The organism is Streptomyces sp. YS415, from assembly GCF_023544665.1.
Lineage (GTDB): Bacteria > Actinomycetota > Actinomycetes > Streptomycetales > Streptomycetaceae > Streptomyces.
In genome coordinates this window covers 349,798-373,403 of the sequence record NZ_JAMJFL010000002.1, presented here as the reverse complement: position 1 = coordinate 373,403, position 23,606 = coordinate 349,798, and the positions used below count along the sequence as shown (strand labels likewise).

Sequence of the window (23,606 nt, the reverse complement as noted above, 5' to 3'; positions counted from 1 at the left end):
GGAGGGGTCAGCCGGCGAACCAGCGGACGGGCTTCGGGGCGAGGTTCTGGTAGACGTGCTTGCTCTCGCGGTACTCGGCGAGGCCGGCGGGGCCCAGCTCGCGGCCGACGCCGCTCTTGCCGAAGCCGCCCCACTCCGCCTGCGGGAGGTAGGGGTGGAAGTCGTTGATCCAGACGGTGCCGTGACGCAGCCGGCCGGCGACCCGGCGGGCGCGGCCGGCGTCGGCGGTCCAGACGGCGCCCGCGAGGCCGTACTCGGTGTCGTTGGCGAGGGCGACGGCCTCGTCCTCGGTGCGGAAGGTCTCGACGGTGAGGACCGGACCGAACACCTCTTCGCGGACGACCTTCATCTCGCGGTGGCAGGCGTCGAGGACGGTCGGCTCGTAGAAGTAGCCGGCGCCGAGCCCTTCCGGGCGCTTGCCGCCGGTGCGCAGGATTGCGCCCTCCGCCAGCGCGGAGGCGACGTACGCCTCGACCTTCGCGCGCTGCTGCTCGGAGACGAGGGGGCCGCACTCGACGCCCTCGTCGGTGCCGCGGCCGAGCCTGATCCGGCCCGCCCGGCGGGCGAGTTCGGTGACGAAGCGGTCCCGCACCGACTCCTCGACGATGAGGCGGGCACCGGCCGAGCAGACCTGGCCGCTGTGGATGAACGCGGCGTTGAGGGCCTGGTCGACGGCGGTGTCGAAGCTCTCGTCGGTGGCGCAGGCGTCGGCGAAGACGACGTTGGGGTTCTTGCCGCCGAGTTCGAGGGCGACCTTCTTGACGCCCGGTGCGGCGGCCTGCGCCACCTTGGTGCCGCTGATCAGGCCGCCGGTGAAGGAGATGAGGTCGACATCGGGGTGCTCGGCGAGCCGGGCGCCGACCGAATGGCCCGGCCCGGTCACGATGTTGGCGACGCCGGCCGGCAGCCCTGCCTCGGCCAGCAGGCCGATCAGCGCGACGGTCGTCAGCGGGGTGATCTCGCTCGGCTTGACGACGAAGGTGTTGCCCGCGGCGAGCGCCGGAGCGATCTTCCAACTGGCCTGGAGCAGCGGGTAGTTCCAGGGGGTGATCAGGGCGCAGACGCCGACCGGCTCGTGCACGACGACGCTGTGGATGTCGGGCGAGCCCGCGTCCACCACCCGGCCCGGGGCCTCGGCCGCGACGAGGTCGGCGAAGTAGCGAAAGGCGTCGGCGACGCAGTCGATGTCGACGCGGCCCTCTTCCAGGGTCTTGCCCGCGTCCTGGCTCTCCAGCGCGCCGAGTTCCTCGCGGTCGCGCACCAGCAGGTCGGCGACGCGGCGCAGCAGCGCGGCACGTTCGACGGCCGGGGTGCGCGGCCAGTCGCCTTCGCGGAAGGCGCGGCGGGCGGCCTCGACCGCCAGGTCGGTGTCCTTCTCGTCGCCCTCGGCGACCACGGCGAAGGGCCGGGCGACCGCTGGGTCGATGATGTCGCGGGTCGCGCCGGAGACCGCCTCGCGCCACTCGCCGTCGACATGGATCGTCCGTCGTTCGTGCTGCCTTGCCATGATCGGTATTGCCTTCCGTTCCTGTTCGGCGCCCCTGAGTCACCTGGGTGTCACCTTCTGGGACCGGCAGCACCTGCCCTGGCTTCCTCGATGCATGCGCGATCGGGGCCGGAAGTGGGCGGCGTCACGGAACATGCGGACATATAGGGGCGAATGGCGTGCCTCACTTGCGCAGACACCTCGACGCCTTCGAGAACTTTGACTAAAGTCAAAGAAATATGGAGCCCGTGTCGACGGAGCAAGTGACGGCCTTCCGCCGCTTCAACCGCTATTTCACGCGCCGGATCGGCGCCCTCGACGACCGCTACCTCGGCCAGGACCGCCCCCTCGGCGAGGCCCGGCTGCTGTTCGAGATCGGTGACGGGGTGTCCCTGCGGGAGCTCAGAAGCCGACTCGGCCTGGACGCCGGGTACTTGAGCCGGATGACCAGGGCGCTGGAGGCGCAGGGCGTGGTCCGGGTCCGGGTGCATCCCGACGACAGCCGGTCACGGATGGTGGAGTTGACGCGCGCCGGACGGGTCGAGCTCAAGGAGCAGCAGCGGCGGGCCGACGCCCTGGTCGCGGACCTCCTCGGCGGCCTCACCCCGGGGCAGCGCGCCGAACTCACCGAGGCGATGGCCACCACCCGCCGCCTCCTGCGCCTCGCCGCCATCACCGTGCGGCACGTCGACGGCGCGAGCGGGGACGCCCGCGCGTGCCTCGACGCCTACGCCGCCGACCTCGACGCCCGCTTCCCGGAAGGCTTCGACCCCGGCGCCCTCGTTCGGCCCGAGGAGGTCTCCGGGGACGCCGGGGCGTTCTTCGTGGCGTACGAGGAGGGCGTGCCGGTGGGGTGCGGGGCACTGCGGCGGCTCGAGCCGGGCGTCGGCGAGATCCGACATGTGTGGGTGCACCCGGACGCCCGCCGCCTGGGGCTGGCCCGCCGGCTCCTCGGCGCGCTCGAACGCGAGGCGTCGGAACGGGACTTGGCGGTCGTACGACTGGACACGCACGTCGTGCTCACCGAGGCGCAGGCGATGTACCGGGCGTGCGGGTACCGGGAGATCCCGCGGTACGACGACAACGTGTACGCCGGGCACTGGTTCGAGAAGCGGCTCTGACGGCCCGTTCGGGGACGCGAACAGGCGACAGGCCCCGTTCCGGTGGAGACCGGAGCGGGGCCTGTGCGGGGTACTGACGAAGAACCGGGGCTCAGATGAGGCCGAGGGCGCGGACCGCCTCGCGCTCCTCCGCGAGCTCGGCCACGGAGGCGTCGATGCGGGTGCGGGAGAACTCGTTGATCTCCAGGCCCTGGACGATCTCGTACTTGCCGTCCTTGCAGGTGACGGGGAAGGAGGAGATCAGGCCCTCCGGGACGCCGTAGGAACCGTCCGACGGGATGCCCATGGAGACCCAGTCGCCGTCGGCGGTGCCGTTGACCCAGGTGTGGACGTGGTCGATGGCGGCGTTGGCGGCGGAGGCGGCCGAGGAGGCACCGCGGGCCTCGATGATGGCGGCGCCGCGCTTGGCGACGGTCGGGATGAAGTCGTCGGCCAGCCACTGCTCGTCGTTCACGACCTCGGCGGCGTTCTTGCCGGCGATGGTGGCGTGGAAGATGTCCGGGTACTGCGTGGCGGAGTGGTTGCCCCAGATGGTGAGCCGCTGGATGTCGGCGACCGTGGAGCCGGTCTTCTTCGCGAGCTGGGTCAGCGCGCGGTTGTGGTCCAGGCGGGTCATCGCGGTGAAGCGCTCGGCCGGTACGTCCGGGGCGGCGGCCTGGGCGATGAGGGCGTTGGTGTTGGCCGGGTTGCCGACGACGAGGACCTTGATGTCGTCCGCGGCGTTGTCGTTGATGGCCTTGCCCTGCGGCTTGAAGATGCCGCCGTTGGCCTCCAGAAGGTCGCCGCGCTCCATGCCCTTGGTGCGGGGGCGGGCGCCGACGAGGAGGGCGACGTTGGCGCCGTCGAAGGCGACGTTCGGGTCGTCGCTGATCTCGATGCCCTGGAGAAGCGGGAACGCGCAGTCGTCCAGCTCCATGGCCGTGCCCTCGGCGGCCTTCAGCGCCGGGGTGATCTCCAGGAGGCGCAGCTTGACCGGCACGTCCGCGCCGAGCAGCTGGCCGGAGGCGATGCGGAAGAGCAGGGCGTAACCGATCTGGCCGGCCGCGCCGGTGACGGTGACGTTCACGGGAGTGCGGGTCATGGCGTTCTCCGTATGACAGCTGGCGGTGGGGCGTCCCTGCCCCGGATGTTTGATCGATCTCTTGGCGTCAAGAGAGATCCAGCGGTCAGGCTATCGCGCCTCCGGCATCCCGGACGTCCGGGTCGGTGTGGCCCAGCCCACAGACCCCCAGAAGGGGGCGGCCGCCCGTCCGGGAGAGGTGGAACGGGGCGGCCGCCGAGTGGGGGTGCCGGGTTGCCGGACTCCCGTGGGGGTACGGTGCGCGTGCCCGCGATGGGGAGGGCTAATCCTCCGTCCCGGATTTTCTTTCCCGCTGCCGTCGCGCCCCGTCCCCTGACTCGGGGTCAGTCCGCCGCAGCGCCCGTCCCCCGTCGGGGGATGCCGCCCGGCCGCCCCCGCATCCCTGACGCGGGGAGACACCTGCCGCCCCGCCCGCTCACCACGGGTTTCACCGGCGCAGCGCACGTTTCCTGCCTGGGGAGGCACCGTGCCGCCCCCGCGCCCGGAACACATCCCACCGCGGTGCCTGACCCGCGCCCTGAACACACCCCGCCGCCTGCGCCGGGCCCTCGCCCGGAACGCATCCCGCCGCCACGTGTGCCCGGCGGCCCCGACCCGCCGCGCCACATGTGCCCGGCGGCCCCCGTGGCCCGCCACCTGCGCCCGGCCGCGCCGCCTCTGCCCGACCGCCCCCGTGACCCGCCCGCCGCTACTTCGTGCAGCCCTCCTGGCCCGCCGCGAGGGTTACGCAGGCCTTCGCGTCGCCCGCGTCCTTGACCGCGACCATCGGGGTGTACGCGATCGTGTCGCCGGTCACCGTGATCGCGCCGGTCTGTTCCGACTTGCCCGCGCTCACCCGGACCTGGTCTCCCTCGGCCCCCTGGGTGACACGGCCCCACGCGGCGTTGCAGGTCTTGCTGTACCGGACCTCCACCACCGTCGTGCCCACGGTCGCCGTCTTCGCGGTCGTCACCAGGTCGCCGCTGCACCCCATGGCCTCGGCGTCCTTGCCGGTGCAGGACGCCCCGCTGCACTCCACGCCCGGAGGCAGCTCCGCGTCCGTCGTCACCGTCGGCGCCGGGGACTTCGTACCGCTCTCGTTCTTCGACCCGCCCCCGCCGTCCGTCAGGAAGAACGCGGCGGCGACCACCACCAGCACGCCCACGACGCCCGCAAGGAACATCGTCAGCCGACGCTTGCCCCGGCTCTCGCCCGAAGGGGCGGCGGCGTGCCCGCCCCGAGGCCCGCGCGGGGGTTCGCTGTACGACGGAGTCGGCTGCGGAACCGGTGCCGGGCTCGCCGACGGTGTCGTACCGCCGCCGCCCGCACCCGCCGGCCGCGACGGGCCCCGGTACCCGGCCATGCCCCAGGAGTTGCCGCCCGACGCCGCCGCTTCCTCCACGGAGTCCCGGACGACATCGGCGTCCACGGACCGCGGCGGCACCGTCGGCGCCACCCCCGCCGGACCCGCGATGCCCGGCGTCGCCGTCGCGCTGCCGTTCCTGCGGGCCGTCCGGGCGCCCTTCGCGTTCGCCGGAGGCGCGCCGAACTCACCGAGCGCGGCACGCGCCTGGGAGATCCGGATCGCCTCCATCGTCATGTCGTGCCGCATCTCCGAACGGCTCCACGCGCGCTCGGCGAGCTCCCACATCGTCGTGAGGTGGACCGGATTGGTCCCGGTGACCTCCGCCAGCGCCACGATCGCGCCCTTGGGCGCGAGCAGCCGCCCGTTCAGGTACCGCTCCCAGGACGTCTTGCTGTAACCCGTCCGGTCGGCCACCGCGGCGATGCTCAGACCACTGCGGTCCACGAGCCGGCGCAACTGGCTGGCGAACTCTCTGACCTGCGGATCCAGTTCATCCGGCAAGTCCTTCCAACGAGGCATTGCTTCCCCCCTCTTCCCCCCGGTTCGTGCTGTCTGTTCCCCGCGCCTGCACCCTCTGCGAGTACCGTTCCTGGCTACCCAAAGGGATGCGCCGAGTCAGGATCTCAGTTCCCGGGGTGGGGGCGCACGGGAGCGTAGGGGGCCGTGGGCATGCACCGTCGCACGCCTGGCGGGCCGCGGTCCAGTCTCCCACCGCCCGTTCCCTCTGGGCCCCACTCCCCCCGGTGACATCGTCGACGGCCGTGCGGGACGTCCCGGACCGTCCCGATTGGCAACGCTAGCCCGACTGTCGTCCGACTTCCGTCGAAATCCGCAAACTTGTCAGCACATCGTCACACAGACCGCACATATCCCGTCACGGAATGCACATGACGCTGATCCCTCCCCACCGGTTCCCGACATCCGCACGCTGTGGCAGGCCGCGCACACCGTGGCGGAACGGTCACCGCTGTGCCACAGCGCCCTGCCAGCCGTTGAACAGGCGCTTCGAGGCGCGGGAAGGTGAACGCACGGCGGCGGCCCGTCCTTGCTCGGGGGAGAGGACGGGCCGCCGTCGTACGGACGTGCTAATTGTCGACCGTGAAGTGCAGGGTGTCCTTGAGGAACGGGATTTCCAGCAGGGGCTTCGGCTGCACCATCAGTGCCAGCAGGACGATCGCGGTGCCGAGCACGCCGTAGGTGACGATGTCGGTGAAGCGGGAGCGGACCGCGAGCATGCCGACGTCCGGGACCAGCCAGCGCAGCAGCCCGCCACCGATCAGGGCCACCCCGATCAGCAGGGTCCCGGCGCGGAAGGCGTCCAGGGCGGTCACGAGCAGGCCGGTGCCGACGAGTACGAGCACCAGCAGGATCGGCCACTGGCGGGCCGGCGCCGGGGCGTCGCCGGGTGCGGCACGGCCGCCGCCCTCGGGGCGCGCGGTGTCCCGCGTGAACAGAGGGAAGCGGCGGGTCGTACGGCGCGGCCTGCCCTCGGCGTCGGGGGCGCTGACCGCGTCCCGTACCTCGAGGTCGTCGTCCGGCTCGAAGGGCCGCTCAGCCGACACTGCGCTCCGCCGCCTCGACCACGTTGACCAGCAGCTGGGCCCGGGTCATCGGGCCGACGCCGCCGGGGTTAGGGGAGATCCAGCCGGCCACCTCCGCCACGTCGGGGTGGACGTCGCCGACGATCCTGCCCTCGGCGCTGCGCGAGACACCGACGTCGAGCACGGCCGCGCCGGGCTTCACGTCCTCGGCGCGGATCAGGTGGGCCGACCCGGCGGCCGCGACGATGATGTCCGCGCGCTTGAGGTGCGCCGACAGATCGCGGGTGCCGGTGTGGCACTGGGTCACGGTCGCGTTCTCGCTGCGCCGGGTGAGCAGCAGCGGCATCGGGCGGCCGATGGTCACACCGCGGCCGACGACCACGACCTCGGCGCCCTTGATCTCCACGCCGTAGCGGCGCAGGAGGGTGAGGACGCCGTTGGGGGTGCAGGGCAGGGGGGCCGGCTCGTTCAGGACGAGACGGCCGAGGTTCATCGGGTGCAGGCCGTCCGCGTCCTTGTCGGGGTCCATCAGTTCCAGGATGCGGTTCTCGTCGATGCCCTTGGGGAGCGGCAGCTGGACGATGTAGCCGGTGCAGGCGGGGTCCTCGTTCAGCTCCCGTACGGCCGCCTCGATCTCCTCCTGGGTGGCGGTGGCGGGCAGTTGGCGCTGGATCGAGGCGATGCCGACCTCGGCGCAGTCGCGGTGCTTGCCGGCGACGTACTTCTGGCTGCCGGGGTCGTCCCCGACCAGGATCGTGCCGAGGCCGGGCGTGACGCCCTTCTCCTTCAGCGCCGCCACGCGGGCGGTCAGGTCGGACTTGATCGCGGCTGCGGTGGACTTGCCATCGAGAATCTGGGCGGTCATGGCCCCATCCTCCCGGATGACGGGGTCCCTCTTCCAATCCGGGTCCCCGGCCGGCTGTCCGCCCGCGTCCGCCCATGATCAGCCGTGTTGCACTTGCACAACACATAGGGAGTACGGCTGGACAACGAACCGGCCGCTGAAGAACGATTGTGGCCACAGTGCCGCGGGCAGTACCGGGGGGACGAACCGCATCTGTTGACCTTCCTCCGAACCGTGCCGCTCGTCGTCCCCGCAGTCACACGGAGGAACACCGCCATGAGTTTCGGCGAACCCAACAGCCCCTACGGGCCCCCGCCCCAGCAGCCCAACCCCGGTTACGGCTATCCGCAGCAGGGCCAGCCGCCCGGCGTCCCGCCGCAGGGCTACGGCGGCTACCCCGCGGGTCCTCCGGTGCACCCCGGCGGTTACGGCTACCCGCCGGCCGGCCCGGCCCAGATGCCCGGCATCACCCGTGCCGCGCAGATCATGCTCGGCGTGATCGCCCTGTGCCACATCGTCATCGCCGCCGTGTACGGCGTGGCGCTGGCCGACTGGGACCAGACCATGCTCGAAGCGGGCGTCACCGGTGACGCCGAGGCCGAGCGCTACGCGGACCTGGGCAAGGGCGTCGTGGTCTTCTTCCTGGGCCTGGCCGCCGTCTTCGCGATCCTCGGGCTGGTGCTGCTGCTGCAGTACGCCAAGGGCCGCAACGGCGTCCGCGTCTGCTCGATCGTGTACGCGTCGTTCGCGATCGTCAGCGGCATCTTCGCACTCGGCATCTACCTCCTGGGCCTGCTCATCCTGATCCTCGCGATCCTGGTGATCGTCTTCGCGGCGAAGCGGTCGAGCGGGGAGTGGTTCAAGCGCCCGCGGTACTGAACAGTCGGCGCCCGAGCGCACCGAGGGCCGTGTCCCACCCGGATCAGGGGGACACGGCCCTTTATGCGCGGACTCAGTGGAAGAAGTGCCGCGTCCCCGTGAAGTACATCGTCACGCCCGCCGCCTTCGCCGCCTCGATCACCTGCTCGTCACGGACCGAACCGCCGGGCTGGACGACCGCCTTGACGCCGGCCGCGGTCAGGATCTCCAGGCCGTCGGGGAAGGGGAAGAAGGCGTCGGAGGCGGCGTAGGAGCCCTGTGCGCGCTCCGCGCCGGCCCGCTCCACCGCCAGCTTCGCGGAGTCGACCCGGTTGACCTGCCCCATGCCGACACCGACCGAGGCGCCGTCCTTGGCGAGGAGGATGGCGTTGGACTTGACCGCCCGGCAGGCCCGCCAGGCGAAGGACAGTTCGGCGAGCTCCGCGGGGGAGAGCGCCTCGCCGGTCGCCAGGGTCCAGGACGCCGGGTCGTCGCCCTCGGCCTGGAGGCGGTCCGTGACCTGGAGCAGCGCGCCGCCGTCGATGGGCTTGACCTCGACCGGGGCGGCCGGGGCCTCGGGGCAGCGCAGCACGCGGATGTTCTTCTTCTTGGCGAGGGCCTCCAGGGCCCCCTCCTCGTAGTCCGGCGCGACGATGACCTCGGTGAAGATCTCCGCGACCTGCTCCGCCATCTCCTTGGACACCGGGCGGTTGACGGCGATCACGCCGCCGAACGCGGACAGCGGGTCGCAGGCGTGGGCCTTGCGGTGCGCCTCGGCGACATCCGCGCCGACCGCGATCCCGCAGGGGTTGGCGTGCTTGATGATCGCCACGGCCGGCTCGGCGTGGTCGTACGCGGCACGGCGGGCGGCGTCCGTGTCCGTGTAGTTGTTGTACGACATCTCCTTGCCGTGCAGCTGCTCGGCCTCGGCGAGACCGCCGGACTCGGAGGTGTACAGCGCGGCCGGCTGGTGCGGGTTCTCGCCGTAGCGCAGGGTGTTCTTCCTCTCCCAGGTGGCGCCGAGGAAGTCGGGGAACGAGGAGTCGTCGAGGGGCGCGTACTCGGACGCGAACCAGCTCGCCACCGCGACGTCGTAGGCCGCCGTGTGCCGGAAGGCCTCCGCCGCGAGCCGCTTGCGCGTGGCGAGGTCGAACCCGCCGTCCCGCACGGCCGCCAAGACGTCGGCGTACCGCGAGGGGCTGGTCACCACGGCCACCGAGGGGTGGTTCTTGGCGGCGGCGCGGACCATCGAGGGGCCGCCGATGTCGATCTGCTCGACGCACTCGTCGGGAGAGGCGCCGGAGGCGACGGTCTCGCGGAAGGGGTAGAGGTTCACGACGACCAGGTCGAACGGCTCCACACCGAGCTCCGCCAGCTGCCGCTGGTGGTCCTCCAGGCGCAGGTCGGCCAGGATGCCCGCGTGCACGCGCGGGTGCAGCGTCTTGACGCGGCCGTCCAGGCACTCGGGGAAGCCCGTGAGCTCCTCGACCTTGGTGACGGGGACGCCGGCGGCGGCGATACGGGAGGCCGTGGAGCCGGTCGACACCAGCTCGACGCCGGCCTCGTGCAGCCCGCGGGCGAGGTCCTCGAGACCCGTCTTGTCGTAGACGCTGACGAGCGCCCGTCGAAGGGCCCGCTTGTTGCTCTCGGCGGTCACTGGATAACTACCTTTCGTCCCTCAATGCGATAGCCGTTGCGGGCGAGCCGCCCCACGACATCGACGAGCAGCCTGCGCTCGACTTCCTTGATGCGCTCATGCAGAGCGCTCTCGTCGTCCTCGTCCCGGACCTCCACCACGCCCTGCGCGATGATCGGTCCGGTGTCGACGCCGTCGTCGACGAAGTGGACGGTGCAGCCGGTGACCTTGGCGCCGTACGCGAGCGCGTCACGGACGCCGTGGGCGCCGGGAAAACTGGGCAGCAGGGCGGGGTGCGTGTTGACGAACCGGCCGCCGAAGCGCGCGAGGAATTCCTTGCCGACGATCTTCATGAACCCCGCGGAGACCACGAGGTCCGGCTGGTGCCCGGCGACGGCCTCGGCGAGCGCCGCGTCCCACTCCTCGCGGCTGCCGAAGTCCTTGGTCTTTCGTACGAAGGTCGGGATGCCGGCGCGCTCGGCGCGGGCCAGCCCCTCGATGCCCTCGCGGTCAGCTCCGACGGCCACGATCTCGGCGCCGTAGGCCTCGGTGCCGGCGGCGGCGATGGCGTCGAGCAGCGCCTGAAGGTTGGTGCCGGATCCGGAGACCAGCACGACGAGGCGCTTGACAGCCACAGCGGGGGCCTTTCTCGGGGGTGCGTCGGTACGGCGGCCGGACCCGCACCACGGTATGTGCGTTCATACGAATGCTTCGGGCCCCCGGATACGGGGAAGCCTACGAAGCGGCCGACCGTCAGCAACGATACCGGCACACCCGGCAGCCCCCTCGGGACGGGGGCGTGGCCGGAAGGTAGCGTCTGGGAGGGGCCCGGTCGGGAACGCCGGTCGTGGACGGTGCGTTCACAGGGTGACGGACCTGGTGCCGCCAGCAGTAGTCAGCCGTAATCACCTAGGGGAAGACGCTCACTTGATGCCGGACCGCAGCCTGCGACTCCTCACGCTCCCCCCGCAGTCGGTGCAGGGAGGGGAGCGCCGTGGCGTGCTGCTGCGCGAGCGGCCCTCCTCGCCGCCGGACGCGCCGTCGGGCGGGAACAGCGGCGACGGGCGGGACGACAGGCCGAAGGACGACAACCCCTTCGCCCCGCCGCCGGAGGGCACCCCGGACCGCCCGTGGCAGCCGCGCCGCCCGGCGTCGGGAGGCGGCGACTCCGGTGACTCGGGCGACGGCGACGGCGACCAGGGCTCGCCCTGGGGCAGCCAGTGGAGCGACCGCCAGCCCGGCCGGTCCTCCGGAGGCTTCGGCGAGCGCCCCGGCACCGGCCCGGAGACCCCGAGCGGCAAGGACGGCAGCCCCGGCACGAACATGCGCTGGGACCCGACGGACCCCTCGCAGCGCCGCGCGCGCTACGCCCTGCTCTGCGGCATGTGGGCCTTCTTCTTCGCACTGTTCAGCTGGCCGTACGTCGCCCTGATGCTCGGCGCGCTCGCCCTGTACTGGGGCATCACCGCCCTGCGGGCCAAGCCCCGCGCCTCCGACCCCGACACCCCGGCCCCGGCGAACACCGGCCGGCCCCAGACGACGGCCGCGGTGAGCGGTCTGGTCACGGCGTCCCTGGCGCTCGCCCTGGTGGCGGCGGGCTTCACGGCGAAGCTGGTGTACAGCGACTACTACACCTGCACCACCGACGCCCTGACCTACGAGGCGAAGCAGGCCTGCGAGGACCTGCTGCCGAAGGAGCTGCGCGGGGTCCTGGGGGACAACAGCTGAGGCGTTGACCCGGCCGGAGCTTCACCGGGGGTCCGGGGGTGGGCGTCATGAGGGCTCGGGGCTGTCACCCGGGCCCGACGGCTCCGGGGTCTCCCCCAGGCCCGATGCCTCCCGCAGTGCGGCCCAGCGGGCCTCCCGTGCCGCGTCGTCCGCGGGCCAGACCGGCGGCCAGACCGGCTCGGTCGGCAGGAAGTCGTAGGGTTCAAGGCTCTCGTCGTCGCCGTAGGAGATTTTTGCGGCCGGTGCGGCCGGTGGAGTCTTTCCGTCCTGGGAGGTCTTTCCGCCTTGGAGGGTCTTTCCGTCCTGGGGGGTCTTTCCGGCGTGCGACGCCTTCCCGGCGGCCTGCGTCTTCCCGCCCAGCGTGGCGTGTCCGGCGGCCTGAGTCTTCCCGCGGCGTGTTTCCTTTCCGCCCCGCTCCTCGGCCCGGGGCTTCCCCACCCGGGGCGCGTCCGCGTCCGCCCTCCCCCGGCATTGCCACCAGCGGACCAGCACCGCGACCGGCACCGCGACCGCCACGCCCCACGCCAGCGCGGCCACCCCCACCTGCCACCACACCGGCCCGAACCCGGCCAGCGCCGCCACGCCGAGCGCACCGCCCGCCATCGCGCCCAGCACCGCCATGGCCGCCGCGCCCAGCACCGCCGCCAGCACCGCCGCCCCGGCGGTCCGCCCCCGCGACCACACCGAGCCGTCGGCATCCGTGCTCGCCGCCCGTCCCACGAACCACCCCACGGTCACCCCGGCCACCACCGGCACCGCCCCGGCAGCCCAGTTCACCGGCGTCCCCGCCCCCGCCTCCGGCACCGCCGCCAGCAGGGGGAACGGCGGCAGCAGCGCGGCGGGTGACGAGGACAGCGGCCCCACGACATGCCCCGCGCCGAGGGAGAAGCCGGGGCCCAGGGCGTACGCCGTCCCCCACACCGCCGCGTTCGGCATCAGCGCCAGACACAGCAGCAGCACCGCGAACTGCCCCGACCACCCCTCCGTGAGCTGGAAGACCGACGCCCGCGCCGCGCCGCCGTGCCACACCAGCGACACCGCCAGCACCAGCGCCCCGCCCCCGAGCAGCACCGCCGTACCGGCCCCGGCCGCCCGTGCCGCGGCGTCGAGACGGGCCCGCGCCTCTCCCCCGACGACCAGTCGCCGCATCCCGGCCGGCAGCAGGATCAGCACCTCGTCCACCGCGTCCCGGGGCCGCCCGTACGCCGTCCACACCCCCGCCCCGGCCGCCCCGATCACGACCAGCGGCACCCACACCCCGGTCCACGCCCAGTCCGGCCGGAGCACCCCGCCCGCCGCGTACCCCGCGGCGGCCGCGCCCACGGCGAGGTAGCCGAGGACGACGCCCGCCCAGGCCGTACGACCCGAGACGGCTTCCTCCTCCCCCTCCACCGCGTCCCGGGCGGCGCGGTGCACCAGCCACACCGGCAGCGCGAGCAGCAGCAGCGGCGTGACGCCCACCGGCGCGGGCACGCCGGACAGCGTGTCGACGCGGACCAGTTCGGCGCCGTGCGCCAGCAGCCACAGCGCCGCGGCGACGTGCAGTGCGCCCGAGGGGCCGCTGTCGGGGTAGGGCGAGCTGATCCACAGCACCATCACCAGCACGGCGAGCGAGCCCAGACCGAGGCCCGCGGCCACCGCGCCACCCAGGAGGCTCGCGGCCAGTCCGGGGGATCGGTCGCGCAACCGGGTGAGCAGGGACGACAACGGCGATCGACGAACGGTCAGCTGGATCACGCCCGCCATGCTCCCAACGACACGCGCTTTCCCGTCGTAACAGGCGAACCTCCGTTGTGTCGCTCAATATACGTTTATGTACTTTTTCGTCCGAAGGGGCATCTCGTGACGCAGAGCCCTGCAACCCCGCTGCCCCCGCCCAAGGAGCGCCGACGCCTGCGCGAGGCGCAGTCGTTGACGCAGGCTCAGGTCGCGGCGCGGGTGGGCGTGACCCGGGAGACCGTGCGGGCGTGGGAGACCGGCCGTATGACGCCGCGCGGCCGGAAACGGGAGGCGTACGCGCGAGTGCTGAGCGAGCTGATCCAGGCGCCGGCCGCCCAAGAGGTCCCGGACGAGCCCGAGGTGACCACGCCTCAGCCGGGCGCCGACACCGCCGAACTCCCCGTACACGTCCAGCCGCACGAGCCGGTGCCCGCGCTGCGCCCGGAGCCCGTGGAGGCCGACTCGTCCGAGCGGCTGACGCCCGCTCAGGCCTTCGACGCGCTCTACGCGTTCTGCGCACCCGCCCTCGTACGGCAGGCCTATCTGCTCACCGGGCGGCGCGAGCTGGCTCGGGAGTCGGTCGAGCGGGCCTTCGAACGGGCCTGGCAGCGCTGGCCGGAGGTGGCCGTCGACCGGGATCCGGCGAGCTGGGTGCGGGCGACGGCGTACGAGTACGCCCTCTCCCCCTGGCACCGTTTCCGCCCCCGCTACCGGCACCCCGAACCACCACCCGCCAACCCCTCCGACCGCGCGCTGATGGACGTACTCCTCACCCTGCCGCCGCCGTACCGCCGCACCCTGCTGCTCTACGACGGCGTGGGCCTCGACCTGCCGGACACCGCGGCGGAGACGGAGGCGAGCACGCCCGCGGCGGCGAACCGGCTGCTGCACGCGCGCGAGGCGGTGGCCGCGCGGCTGCCGGAGCTGGCCGACCCGTCCGAACTCCACCAACGGCTGGCCGAGGTGGCGTCCGCGGAGCGCCTGCGTGCCGCGAAGCCCCCGACGGTACGCATCGGCAGCGAGCGCCGGGCCAGTTTCTGGACCCGCGCCGCCATCGCCTTCACGGTCGCCCTCATCGGCACCACGGCCCTGACGGTACGCACCGCCCCCCGGCAGTACGAGGCACCCATCTCGCCGGGCCGGACCGTCCAGGGCGTCCCTCCGAAGATCGCCCCCGGCCCGTTGTCGGAGACGGAGCAGGAGCTGCGGGCCAAGCTGCGGGAGGAGACGGTGAGCGGGCCGCAGCGGCTGGTACCGCTGCCGGGCTGACGCCGATGGGCCCGTCCCCCACTTCGGGGAACGGGCCCATCCGACGTGTCAGCGGTAGCTCGGGCGCCTCAGCCGAAGGCCCAGGCGCTGCAACGCTTCAACGCTTCAGCCGAAGGCTCAGGCGCTGAGGATCTCGCGCGCCAGCTTCGCCGTCTCGGTCGGCGTCTTGCCGACCTTGACGCCGGCGGCCTCCAGGGCCTCCTTCTTCGCCTGGGCGGTGCCGGACGAACCGGAGACGATGGCGCCGGCGTGGCCCATGGTCTTGCCCTCGGGCGCGGTGAAGCCCGCGACGTAACCGACGACCGGCTTGGTCACGTTCTTCGCGATGAAGTCCGCGGCCCGCTCCTCGGCGTCGCCACCGATCTCGCCGATCATGACGATCAGGTCGGTCTCGGGGTCGGCCTCGAACGCGGCGAGCGCGTCGATGTGCGTGGTGCCGATGATCGGGTCGCCACCGATGCCGACGGCGGTCGAGAAGCCGATGTCACGCAGCTCGTACATCATCTGGTACGTCAGCGTGCCGGACTTCGAGACCAGACCGATGCGGCCCGGCTTGGTGATGTCGCCCGGGATGATGCCGACGTTCGACTGACCCGGGGTGATGATGCCGGGGCAGTTCGGGCCGATGATCCGGGTCTTGTTGCCCTTCTTGCCGGCGTACGCCCAGAACGACGCCGAGTCGTGCACGGCGATGCCCTCGGTGATCACGACGGCCAGCGGGATCTCGGCGTCGATGGCCTCGACGACCGCGTCCTTGGTGAACTTCTCCGGCACGAAGATGACGGAGACGTTGGCCCCGGTGGCCTCGATGGCCTCCTTGACGGTGCCGAAGACCGGTACCTCGGTGCCGTCGAAGTCGACGGAGGTGCCCGCCTTGCGCGGGTTCACGCCGCCCACGACCGTGGTGCCGTCGCCGAGCATGAGCTTGGTGTGCTTCATGCCCGTGGCGCCGGTCATGCCCTGGACGATGACCTTGCTGTCCTTGTTGAGCCAGATAGCCATGGTGTGTTCTGTCCTCGTCCTGAGTGCTTACTTGGCGGCGTGGGCCAGCTCGGCGGCCTTGTCGGCCGCGCCGTCCATGGTGTCGACGCGCTGGACCAGCGGGTGGTTGGCGTCGGTGAGGATCTGCCGGCCGAGCTCGGCGTTGTTGCCGTCGAGACGGACGACGAGCGGCTTGGTGACCTCCTCGCCGCGGTCCTCCAGGAGCTTCAGCGCCTGGACGATGCCGTTGGCGACCTCGTCGCAGGCGGTGATGCCACCGAAGACGTTGACGAACACGGACTTCACGTCCGGGTCGCCAAGGATGATCTCCAGGCCGTTGGCCATGACCTGGGCGGAGGCGCCACCGCCGATGTCCAGGAAGTTGGCCGGCTTGACGTTGCCGTGTGCCTCACCGGCGTACGCGACGACGTCCAGGGTCGACATGACCAGGCCCGCGCCGTTGCCGATGATGCCGACCTCGCCGTCGAGCTTGACGTAGTTGAGGTTCTTCTCCTTGGCGGCGGCCTCGAGCGGGTTGGCCGCGGCCTTGTCGTGGAGCTCCTCGAAGTCGGGGTGACGGAACTCGGCGTTGTCGTCGAGCGACACCTTGCCGTCCAGGGCGATGACCTCGCCGGAGGCGACCTTGGCGAGGGGGTTCACCTCGACCAGGAGGGCGTCCTCCTTGATGAAGGTGTCCCACAGCTTGACGAGGACGTTGACGACCTTGTCGGCGACCTCGGCCGGGAACTTCGCGGCCTCGACGATCTCGCGGGCCTTCTCCTCGGTCACGCCGTCGATCGCGTCGATCGGCGTCTTGGCGACGGCCTCCGGACGGGTGGCCGCCACCTCCTCGATCTCCATGCCGCCCTCGACGGAGGCGATGGAGAGGAAGGTGCGGTTGGCACGGTCCAGCAGGAAGGAGACGTAGTACTCCTCCAGGATCTCCGGAGCCGTCTCGGCGATCATCACCTTGTGGACCGTGTGGCCCTTGATGTCCATGCCGAGGATGTCCGTCGCCCGCGCGACGGCCTCGTCCGCGGTGGCGGCGAGCTTCACGCCACCGGCCTTGCCACGGCCGCCGACCTTCACCTGGGCCTTGACGACGGACTTGCCACCGAGGCGCTCAGTGGCTGCGCGGGCCGCCTCAGGCGTGTCGATGACTTCACCGGCCAGCACCGGTACATCGTGCTTGGCGAAGAGGTCCCTCGCCTGGTACTCGAACAGGTCCACGCGCTTCCGTCCCTATCAGTGATCTCGCGGTTCGTTGGATGCGTGGGCGTGCCGCGAAGGGCAACGTGACGTCCGCTGTCACTAGGGAGGCGCACACGGTGTCCGAGCGCGCGGCATGTCCGTCTCGCAGGTTATCGCCGCTCGACGGGGGCTTCTAAATCAGGGGTCACACCTGAGCGGTGATACCTGTCACATGATGCCGCGATCACTGGCACGGGGTGCCTGGTGTGAAGGGCCTCACCGGGCTGGGGTTGGCCCGGTGAGGCCCCTTGAACAGCCCGAAGGGGCAGGAATCGGTACGCCCCCGGGGGCTTCGGCCGGGCGGTCCCCACCCCAATGGGGACCGCTCGGCCGTCCGTGAGGTCCCGGCCGGACGGTCCGACGGCTTTCGGCCGTCCGGGTCCTTCCGCCTCACGGAGTCGGGATTCAGAGGGAGCGGAGGTAGCCCGGGGTGACCGAGTCGGCGACGCCCTCGACGCCGGTGACGGCGTTGTCCGCGAGCGGGGTGCCGGTCAGGTTCTCGGCGACGGGGGCGGCCTGGCCGGCGACACCGTGGGCGAAGGGCCGGACGTCACCCGCGACGCCGTGGGCCACGGTCCCGGCGGCGTACGTGACCGGCTGGACCAGGTCCGCCACGGGGTGGGCGACATGACCGGCGGCGCTGTGCGCGAAGGGACCGGCCTCGGCGGCGACACCGGGGACGACCTGCCGCACATCACCCGCCAGGCCGGACGCCAGCGCGCCCGCGTCCGTCACGGCCTGCCCGGCGACCGGGGCGACCCCCCGCACCACCGTCTGCGCGAGGGGCGGCAGCACGGCACCCTGCGCGTCCGCGGCGACCTGGCCGAGGAGCCCGGTGGCGTACGGGGGTACGTCGGCGAGGGCGCCGTGGGCCACCGACTGGACGCCGGAGACGGGTCCGGTGGTGAGGGGGTGGACGTCCGCCACGGTCTCGGTTGCGACGGCGTGTACGTCGGCGAGGGCGCCGTGGGCGACCGGGTGGACGTCGGCCACCAGGCCGTATGCCGCGGCGGTGGCGGCGTCGGCCGCGTGGCCGGTCGCCGTACCGATGCCATGAGCCGCCTGTCCGGCGACCGGGGGCACGCCCTGCACCGCTGCGACGGACCGTTCGGCGACCGGCACGACACCGTGCACGGCGTGCGTGGCCGGGGGGAGGGCTCCGTCGACGGCTGCGGTGACGAGGGGCGGGGCGGCCGCGGTGGTCGTCTCGTCGAGGACCGGGGTGACGGTGCCGGGGGCCACTGCCGTGGTGGCTAGGGCCCGCTCCACCTCCGGGGCGAAGGCGGCGAGGGGGCCGAAGAGGTAGTCGACGGTGTCGGAGGGGGCGGCGATGTCCTGGGCGTCCGGCACCTCCGGGGTGGCCGGGATGTCTGAGATGTCCGGGACAGCGGGGGCCTGCTGCGGGAGGCTCGCCGCGGTGGCCTTCACGTGGTCGGCGGTCCGCTGCGCGGCCTGCGTGGCGCGGGCCGCCTTGACGCCCTCGGTGAGCTGCGCGGCGCCGCCCTTGAGCTGGGCGGCCTTGGTGACCTTGGTGGCCTTGGTGGCCTTGGTGGCGGTCGTGGTGGTCGTTTCGACGGGCGCCGTCTGCCTGGAGGTGGCGGTGACCGTCTCGGCCACACCCTCGGTGACGTCGTCCGTCACACCGGCCGGGTCGGTGGTGGCGTCCGGCACGGACAGGCTGGAGGAGGGCAGCTCGTCCGCGTTCGCGGCGGTGGAACCGAGCGCCCACGCGCCACTGACACCGGCGGCTATGACGAGGGAACGGCGGATGTTCTTGTTCATGCGTACGTCAGATCCTTAGAAGGTTCCGAGACGTCGGAAACGGAGGCGCGACACTCGGCCGGGGCCTCCGGCGACGAAGAGGGGAAGGGGACACGGGCAGACCTGTTCCGCCCCCGCGCGGCAGGTCCACTGCGCGGGAAAGGCCTGCTCTAGGCGGGGGATACGGGAATGTCCCGGTACGCGTCCCTGATCTCGGCGGCACCGACGTGCGCGGCGGCGCCGGGCACCAGCCGCAGCGGGGCCAAGTCGTGGGCGGTGACGGCATGAGCGTCGCCGTGCCTGGGCGTGCCGTTGTCCACCGTCGCGCGGTGGTCCGGGGCGCCGCCCGGATCACCTGCGGGCGCGTGCCGCGCGGGTGCGGGAGCGATGGTGTCGGCACGGTGGTGGTGAGGATGCGCCGAGGTGCGGTGCGCGGGCTCGGGCGTGGTGGTGTCGTACGGCGTAACGGTGTGCGGGGTCGCTGTTACGGCATCCTCCGCCGACGTCCCCGCGGAGTCCGCCTCATCGGCCGACGCGGAGGTCACCGGCGCCGGTTGTGGTGCCGGTGCGGGCAACGTCTGTACCGGCAGCGCGGGGAGTCCCGGCAGGCCGGGGAACACGGGCAGGCCCGGCTCCGGCGACTCGGGCAGCTCCGGCAGAGTCGGCGGCTGCGGCAGTTCGGGCAGCAGGGCGGGCGGCTCGGGCAACGCGGGGAGTTCGGGCGGCTCGGGCAGCGACCCCAGCGGCGGCACCGCGCCCCGCCCTTCCTCCAGCCCGTCGGTCACCGCGCCGACCGCTTCACCGACCACCTCGCCGACGGGCCGTACGACGCGCTCGGGCCGCACGACACGCTCGGTGACGGCCGGGACGACGTCCCCGGTGACGGACGGAAGCTCTCGGCCCTGAGTCTCCTCAGCCCCAGCCGTGCGTACGTCGGCCGACAGAGCCGTAGGCACATCCTCCGCCGCCTGTGCCCGCTGCCCGCCCAGGAGCCCGAACGCGAACAACCCGCCCACCAGCAGCGCCAGATACAGCGCACGCCGTCCGGCCACCGTGCGCGGTATGCGCACAGCGGCACCGGACAGGGCTGCTGGCCAGGTCAAGGGGGCGGGTCCTCCCGTACGGCGGCACGGAGTCGAAGGCGGTGGAGACATCGATCCTTGCACGGGACTCCTGAGGCCGCGCAAGCCCCCCGTGACGGATGCGTACTCATGTCCGTTTTGCTGTCGCAGGATCCGGCACGGGGATCGGCCGCTTCTCGATCGCCGCCGCCATCACCTCGGGGAACAGATCCGGCGTACAGGCGAACGCCGGTGCCCCCAGCGCGGCCAGCGCGGCCGCGTGTTCCCGGTCGTAGGCCGGTGCCCCCTCGTCGGACAGCGCGAGCAGCGCCACGAACTGCACGCCCGACGCCTTCATCGCCGCCACCCGTTTCAGCATCTCGTCGCGGATGCCCCCTTCGTAGAGGTCGCTGATCAGCACGACCACCGTCTCGGCGGGCCGGGTGATCTGCGACTGGCAGTACGCCAGCGCCCGGTTGATGTCCGTACCGCCGCCGAGCTGGGTGCCGAACAGGACGTCCACCGGGTCGTCGAGCTGGTCGGTGAGGTCGACGACCGCGGTGTCGAAGACGACCAGCCGGGTGTCGATCGACCGCATCGACGCCAGCACCGCCCCGAACACCGACGCGTACACCACCGACGCCGCCATCGACCCGGACTGGTCGATGCACAGAACGACTTCCTTCTTCACCGACTGGGAAGCCCGCCCGTAGCCGATGAGCCGCTCGGGCACGATCGTCCGGTACTCCGGCAGGTAGTTCTTGAGGTTGGCGGCGATCGTGCGGTTCCAGTCGATGTCGTGGTGGCGCGGCCGGTTGATCCGCGCGCTGCGGTCGAGGGCGCCGGTGAGGGTGGCCCGGGTGCGGGTGGCGAGCCGCTTCTCCAGGTCCTCGACGACCTTGCGCACGACGGCCCGTGCGGTCTCCTTGGTCGTCTCCGGCATGACCTTGTTGAGGGAGAGGAGGGTCCCGACGAGATGGACGTCCGCCTCCACCGCCTCCAGCATCTCCGGCTCCAGCAGCAGCGTGGAGAGTCCGAGCCGGTCGATGGCGTCGCGCTGCATGACCTGGACGACGGAGGAGGGGAAGTAGGTGCGGATGTCCCCGAGCCAGCGTGCCACGGACGGTGCCGACTCCCCGAGCCCCGCCGAACGGTCCTTCCCCGTCTGCGGCCTGTCCTGCTTTCCGTAGAGCGCGGCGAGTGCCCCGTCCATCGCGGCGTCCTGCCCGGCGAGCGTGCAGCCGGTGCCGTCGGCCTGCTCCCCGCCGAGCACGAGCCGCCAGCGCCGCAGCCGCTCCTGCGCCGGGTCCGTCACGTCCGCCGTCATCCGCGCATCCCTCCCTGCCGTTCCCACAGCGGGATCACCGGCACGGTCGTCGCCGGCCGTCCCCCCGCCCGCGCCTGCTGGTCCCGCCCCGGCGCCTGCCCCGCGGCGCGCACAGCCCGGGCCCTCCCGTTCTGCTCCACCCGTCCTCCGGCCGCCATCACGCCACCCCCACCAGGTCGTCGTCCGTGTCCAGCCCCAACAGCAGGCGCACCACAGGCAGCACGGCGTTTCCGCGCGCCTGATCCAGCTCGGCCGCGAACCCGGGTACGCCCGCACCCGCGGTCGCCGCCCCGCCCCGCTGCCCCGGCCCCCGCCGCACCAGCTCCCCGAGCGTTCTGCGCACGCCCGGCTCGTACGCCGAGAAGGTGCGCCTGAGCAGCGGCAGCACGTCGGTGAACGCGTCCGCCGGAACTCCGGTGAGCCAGGCGTCGACCAGGCCGAGCAGCCGCTCGTCGTGCACGAGCAGCATCCCGCCGCCCGAACCGCCGCCGACGAAGCCCTCGATCCAGGCCGCCGCGTCCCCGGGCGGGGTCCCCGGCGACAGCACCAGCCCCATGAGCCGGGCCGCCTCGTCCTGCGCCAACTCCCCCTCGTCCAGCAGCAGCCGCACCGCCCGGCCACGGATCACGCCGGGAACCGTGTCCCGCATGGACAGCACCTTCAGCACCGCCCGCCAGCGCCCGCGCAGATCGCCGTGGCCCGGCGCGGGCGCGTCACCGAGCAGCCCCACCGCCCGGTGCACGGCGTCCACATGGCGCCGTATCTCCTCGGCGGCGTCCGCGTCGAGTCCGGCACAGGCCGGGGGCAGTCCGACGAAGATCCGCTCGGCGAGGCCGGCGGCGACCTCCGCGAGCGCTCCGGTGTCGGTGCCGCGCACATCGCCGTACCGCAGGGAACGGACCAGGGCGGGCAGGGCCTGGGCGAGATGGCCGACGTCCGAGTCGAGCGCGGCCCGGTCGGCCAGCACCCGCATGACCATCGGCAACGCGTCCGGCAGCTCGGCCAGCAGGCACCGCTCGGCGAGCGCGGTGACGTCGGCGAGGTGCTGAGCCGAGATCGCGTCCGCCTCGGACTTGGCGGTCGCGGCGGCGAGCACGGTCGTCCCCCACACCCCGGCCTCGGCGATCCGCACCGCCAGCTCGGGCTCCCAGCGCAGCCGCCAGGTCTCCCGGAAGGTGCCCGTGCTCCCCCGCGAGGCGACCGGCTCTCCCCACGGCACGCCCAGCAGCCGCAGCCGGTGCAGCAGCCGGCTGCGCCCGGCGTCGGTGTCCTTGCGCAGGTCGAGCTCCAACTCCCGCTCCAGCGCCTCCGGCTTGAGCCGCAACCGGCGCTGGGTCCGGTCGAGGTCCCGCTGCAAGGGCACGGCGGGCGCGTCCGGCGGCACCTCCCCCAGCACATCGCCCACCACCAGCCGGTCGTGCACCAGCGCCAGCGGCACGTCCGAGCCGTCGCACATCACCGCCCGCACAGCGTCGGTGGTCTCGCCCAGGCCGGGCAGCGGGCGGCCGCGCATCACCGCGAGCGTCTCGGCCAGCCGTACCGCCTCGATGACATGGGCGGAGGACACCATCCGGTCCTCGGCCCGCAGCAGTCCCGCCACCTTGGTCAGCCACCGCTCGACGGGCCGGTCGGGGGCGCGGAACAGGTGCCCGTACCACCCCGGCGAGTCGATGCCCGCCCCGTAGCCGCTGGCCCGCGCCAGCCTGCGGTAGGTCCACGGCACCCAGGTCATGTCCGTCTTGACCTTGGGCAGGCCCTTGAGGAGGGCCCGATCGGCGGCGACGGTGCTCCGCCCGCCCAGCGCGGGCACATGCCAGGCCCCGCACACCACGGCCACCGCGTCCCCGAACTCCTTCTGTGCGGCCCGCACTTGGAGCCGCATGTACGCCTCGCGCACCAGGTCCCGGTCGTGCCCGCCGCTGCCGTACACCTCCCGCAGCGCCGCCATGGCCTCCGCCAGCACCGCGAACGGGGCGAGCGGATCCCCCGCCGCGCCGAGCCCGCGATGCTCGACGACGTCCTCCCACCAGCGCTCGGCGTCCTCGTACCCGGCGGCGTCGGCGAGGGCGGCGAGCGGGTCGACCCGGACGTCGGCGCGGCTCTCGGACGGCTCGGTCGGCTCGGTCGGGTTGTCCGGGGACTCGGACGCCGGCGCGCCCTCCCCCTTCCCCCCGTCGTCCCCCTTGTCCTCCTTCTCCCAGGCCAGCGTGTGGGTGGCCGGAAGGTCGATGAAGCGGGCCGGTACCTCGTGCTCCAGCGCCCAGCGGATGGCGACCCACTCCGGGGAGAACTCGGCCAGCGGCCAGAACGCCGAGCGGCCCGGCTCGTCCACGGCATGGGCGAGGAGGGCGACCGGCGGCCGCATGTCCTCCTCGGCGGCCAGCGGGATCAGCGCGTCCGCCTCGGGCGGCCCCTCGATCAGCACCACGCGCGGCCGGGCCGCGTCCAGCGCCGCCCGCACGGCCCGAGCCGAACCGGGCCCGTGATGCCGTACGCCGAGCAGCAGCGGCCCGGCGGTCGTGCCGGGGTCAGCTCCCGTCGTCACACCGTCCCCCTCGCCTGGCCGGCCACCTGGTGTCGTCGTCCTGCCTGCGGTG

18 protein-coding genes are annotated in these 23,606 nt (G+C 72.8%); 4 read left to right on the top strand and 14 right to left on the bottom strand.

The window, feature by feature from the left end; all coding sequences use genetic code 11:
• Positions 1-7: 7 nt before the first annotated feature.
• Positions 8-1,507 carry an aldehyde dehydrogenase family protein gene (locus tag M8H82_RS04705; protein WP_250071111.1) on the bottom strand — a complete coding sequence of 500 codons (1,500 nt, stop codon included), beginning with the start codon at positions 1,505-1,507 and terminating at the stop codon, positions 8-10.
• Between the two features lie 218 nt (positions 1,508-1,725).
• Between M8H82_RS04705 and M8H82_RS04700 the strand changes: the two genes are divergently transcribed.
• Entirely contained in the window at positions 1,726-2,607 is an 882-nt protein-coding gene (locus M8H82_RS04700; RefSeq protein WP_250071110.1) for a GNAT family N-acetyltransferase, read from the top strand.
• 91 nt (positions 2,608-2,698) lie between these two features.
• Here the strand turns inward: M8H82_RS04700 and M8H82_RS04695 are convergent, their stop codons facing one another.
• The 4 genes from M8H82_RS04695 to M8H82_RS04680 all read right to left on the bottom strand — a co-directional run bounded on the left by M8H82_RS04695 (position 2,699) and on the right by M8H82_RS04680 (position 7,439).
• Positions 2,699-3,688, bottom strand: coding sequence for a malate dehydrogenase (locus M8H82_RS04695; protein ID WP_250071109.1), 990 nt, complete (start codon positions 3,686-3,688; stop codon positions 2,699-2,701).
• Between the two features lie 688 nt (positions 3,689-4,376).
• Positions 4,377-5,552, bottom strand: coding sequence for an XRE family transcriptional regulator (locus M8H82_RS04690; protein ID WP_250071108.1), 1,176 nt, complete (start codon positions 5,550-5,552; stop codon positions 4,377-4,379).
• Between the two features lie 566 nt (positions 5,553-6,118).
• Positions 6,119-6,595, bottom strand: coding sequence for a DUF3017 domain-containing protein (locus M8H82_RS04685; RefSeq protein ID WP_250071107.1), 477 nt, complete (start codon positions 6,593-6,595; stop codon positions 6,119-6,121).
• Positions 6,585-7,439 carry a bifunctional methylenetetrahydrofolate dehydrogenase/methenyltetrahydrofolate cyclohydrolase gene (locus M8H82_RS04680; protein ID WP_250071106.1) on the bottom strand — a complete coding sequence of 285 codons (855 nt, stop codon included), beginning with the start codon at positions 7,437-7,439 and terminating at the stop codon, positions 6,585-6,587. The genes M8H82_RS04685 and M8H82_RS04680 overlap by 11 nt, the downstream gene beginning before the upstream one ends.
• 255 nt (positions 7,440-7,694) lie before the next feature.
• Here M8H82_RS04680 and M8H82_RS04675 point away from each other — a divergent pair, with 255 nt between their 5' ends.
• Positions 7,695-8,297, top strand: a complete 603-nt coding sequence (locus M8H82_RS04675; protein ID WP_250071105.1) for a hypothetical protein — start codon at positions 7,695-7,697, stop codon at positions 8,295-8,297.
• Positions 8,298-8,370: 73 nt separating this feature from the next.
• Here the strand turns inward: M8H82_RS04675 and purH are convergent, their stop codons facing one another.
• On the bottom strand, positions 8,371-9,933 hold the full coding sequence (purH, locus tag M8H82_RS04670) for a bifunctional phosphoribosylaminoimidazolecarboxamide formyltransferase/IMP cyclohydrolase (RefSeq protein ID WP_250071104.1): 1,563 nt from the start codon (positions 9,931-9,933) through the stop codon (positions 8,371-8,373).
• Entirely contained in the window at positions 9,930-10,547 is a 618-nt protein-coding gene (gene purN, locus M8H82_RS04665) for a phosphoribosylglycinamide formyltransferase (protein ID WP_250071103.1), read from the bottom strand. The genes purH and purN overlap by 4 nt, the downstream gene beginning before the upstream one ends.
• Positions 10,548-10,842: 295 nt before the next feature.
• On the opposite strand from purN, the gene M8H82_RS04660 reads away from it, so the two are divergent.
• Positions 10,843-11,640 carry a hypothetical protein gene (locus M8H82_RS04660; protein WP_250071102.1) on the top strand — a complete coding sequence of 266 codons (798 nt, stop codon included), beginning with the start codon at positions 10,843-10,845 and terminating at the stop codon, positions 11,638-11,640.
• A gap of 45 nt (positions 11,641-11,685) precedes the next feature.
• On the opposite strand, the gene M8H82_RS04655 is transcribed toward M8H82_RS04660, so the two are convergent.
• Positions 11,686-13,386, bottom strand: coding sequence for a DUF6350 family protein (locus M8H82_RS04655; RefSeq protein ID WP_250071101.1), 1,701 nt, complete (start codon positions 13,384-13,386; stop codon positions 11,686-11,688).
• A 96-nt stretch (positions 13,387-13,482) separates the two neighbouring features.
• Here M8H82_RS04655 and M8H82_RS04650 point away from each other — a divergent pair, with 96 nt between their 5' ends.
• Entirely contained in the window at positions 13,483-14,628 is a 1,146-nt protein-coding gene (locus M8H82_RS04650; protein ID WP_250071100.1) for a helix-turn-helix domain-containing protein, read from the top strand.
• 117 nt (positions 14,629-14,745) lie between these two features.
• Here M8H82_RS04650 and sucD read toward each other — a convergent pair whose 3' ends face one another.
• The 6 genes from sucD to M8H82_RS04620 form a co-directional block, all read right to left on the bottom strand.
• Positions 14,746-15,630: a succinate--CoA ligase subunit alpha gene (gene sucD, locus M8H82_RS04645; RefSeq protein ID WP_250071099.1), complete on the bottom strand. Its 885-nt coding sequence runs from the start codon at positions 15,628-15,630 to the stop codon at positions 14,746-14,748.
• 27 nt (positions 15,631-15,657) lie between these two features.
• Positions 15,658-16,839, bottom strand: a complete 1,182-nt coding sequence (gene sucC, locus M8H82_RS04640) for an ADP-forming succinate--CoA ligase subunit beta (RefSeq protein ID WP_250071098.1) — start codon at positions 16,837-16,839, stop codon at positions 15,658-15,660.
• A gap of 426 nt (positions 16,840-17,265) precedes the next feature.
• Complete coding sequence (locus M8H82_RS04635; protein ID WP_250071097.1) at positions 17,266-18,642, bottom strand: hypothetical protein; 1,377 nt, start codon at positions 18,640-18,642, stop codon at positions 17,266-17,268.
• Positions 18,643-18,791: 149 nt separating this feature from the next.
• Positions 18,792-19,724: a hypothetical protein gene (locus tag M8H82_RS04630; RefSeq protein WP_250071096.1), complete on the bottom strand. Its 933-nt coding sequence runs from the start codon at positions 19,722-19,724 to the stop codon at positions 18,792-18,794.
• A 106-nt stretch (positions 19,725-19,830) separates the two neighbouring features.
• Positions 19,831-21,009 carry a VWA domain-containing protein gene (locus tag M8H82_RS04625; protein WP_250071095.1) on the bottom strand — a complete coding sequence of 393 codons (1,179 nt, stop codon included), beginning with the start codon at positions 21,007-21,009 and terminating at the stop codon, positions 19,831-19,833.
• A 157-nt stretch (positions 21,010-21,166) separates the two neighbouring features.
• Positions 21,167-23,554: a DUF5682 family protein gene (locus M8H82_RS04620; protein WP_250071094.1), complete on the bottom strand. Its 2,388-nt coding sequence runs from the start codon at positions 23,552-23,554 to the stop codon at positions 21,167-21,169.
• Positions 23,555-23,606 lie beyond the last annotated feature (52 nt).

Excerpts from the sequence above, each read along its gene's own strand:
- M8H82_RS04705 (WP_250071111.1), bottom strand. The coding sequence starts at position 1,507 with ATGGCAAGGCAGCACGAACGACGGACGATCCATGTCGACGGCGAGTGG.
- M8H82_RS04700 (WP_250071110.1), top strand. The coding sequence starts at position 1,726 with ATGGAGCCCGTGTCGACGGAGCAAGTGACGGCCTTCCGCCGCTTCAAC.
- M8H82_RS04695 (WP_250071109.1), bottom strand. The coding sequence starts at position 3,688 with ATGACCCGCACTCCCGTGAACGTCACCGTCACCGGCGCGGCCGGCCAG.
- M8H82_RS04690 (WP_250071108.1), bottom strand. The coding sequence starts at position 5,552 with ATGCCTCGTTGGAAGGACTTGCCGGATGAACTGGATCCGCAGGTCAGA.
- M8H82_RS04680 (WP_250071106.1), bottom strand. The coding sequence starts at position 7,439 with ATGACCGCCCAGATTCTCGATGGCAAGTCCACCGCAGCCGCGATCAAG.
- M8H82_RS04675 (WP_250071105.1), top strand. The coding sequence starts at position 7,695 with ATGAGTTTCGGCGAACCCAACAGCCCCTACGGGCCCCCGCCCCAGCAG.
- M8H82_RS04660 (WP_250071102.1), top strand. The coding sequence starts at position 10,843 with ATGCCGGACCGCAGCCTGCGACTCCTCACGCTCCCCCCGCAGTCGGTG.
- M8H82_RS04655 (WP_250071101.1), bottom strand. The coding sequence starts at position 13,386 with ATGGCGGGCGTGATCCAGCTGACCGTTCGTCGATCGCCGTTGTCGTCC.
- sucD (WP_250071099.1), bottom strand. The coding sequence starts at position 15,630 with ATGGCTATCTGGCTCAACAAGGACAGCAAGGTCATCGTCCAGGGCATG.
- M8H82_RS04635 (WP_250071097.1), bottom strand. The coding sequence starts at position 18,642 with ATGAACAAGAACATCCGCCGTTCCCTCGTCATAGCCGCCGGTGTCAGT.
- M8H82_RS04625 (WP_250071095.1), bottom strand. The coding sequence starts at position 21,009 with ATGACGGCGGACGTGACGGACCCGGCGCAGGAGCGGCTGCGGCGCTGG.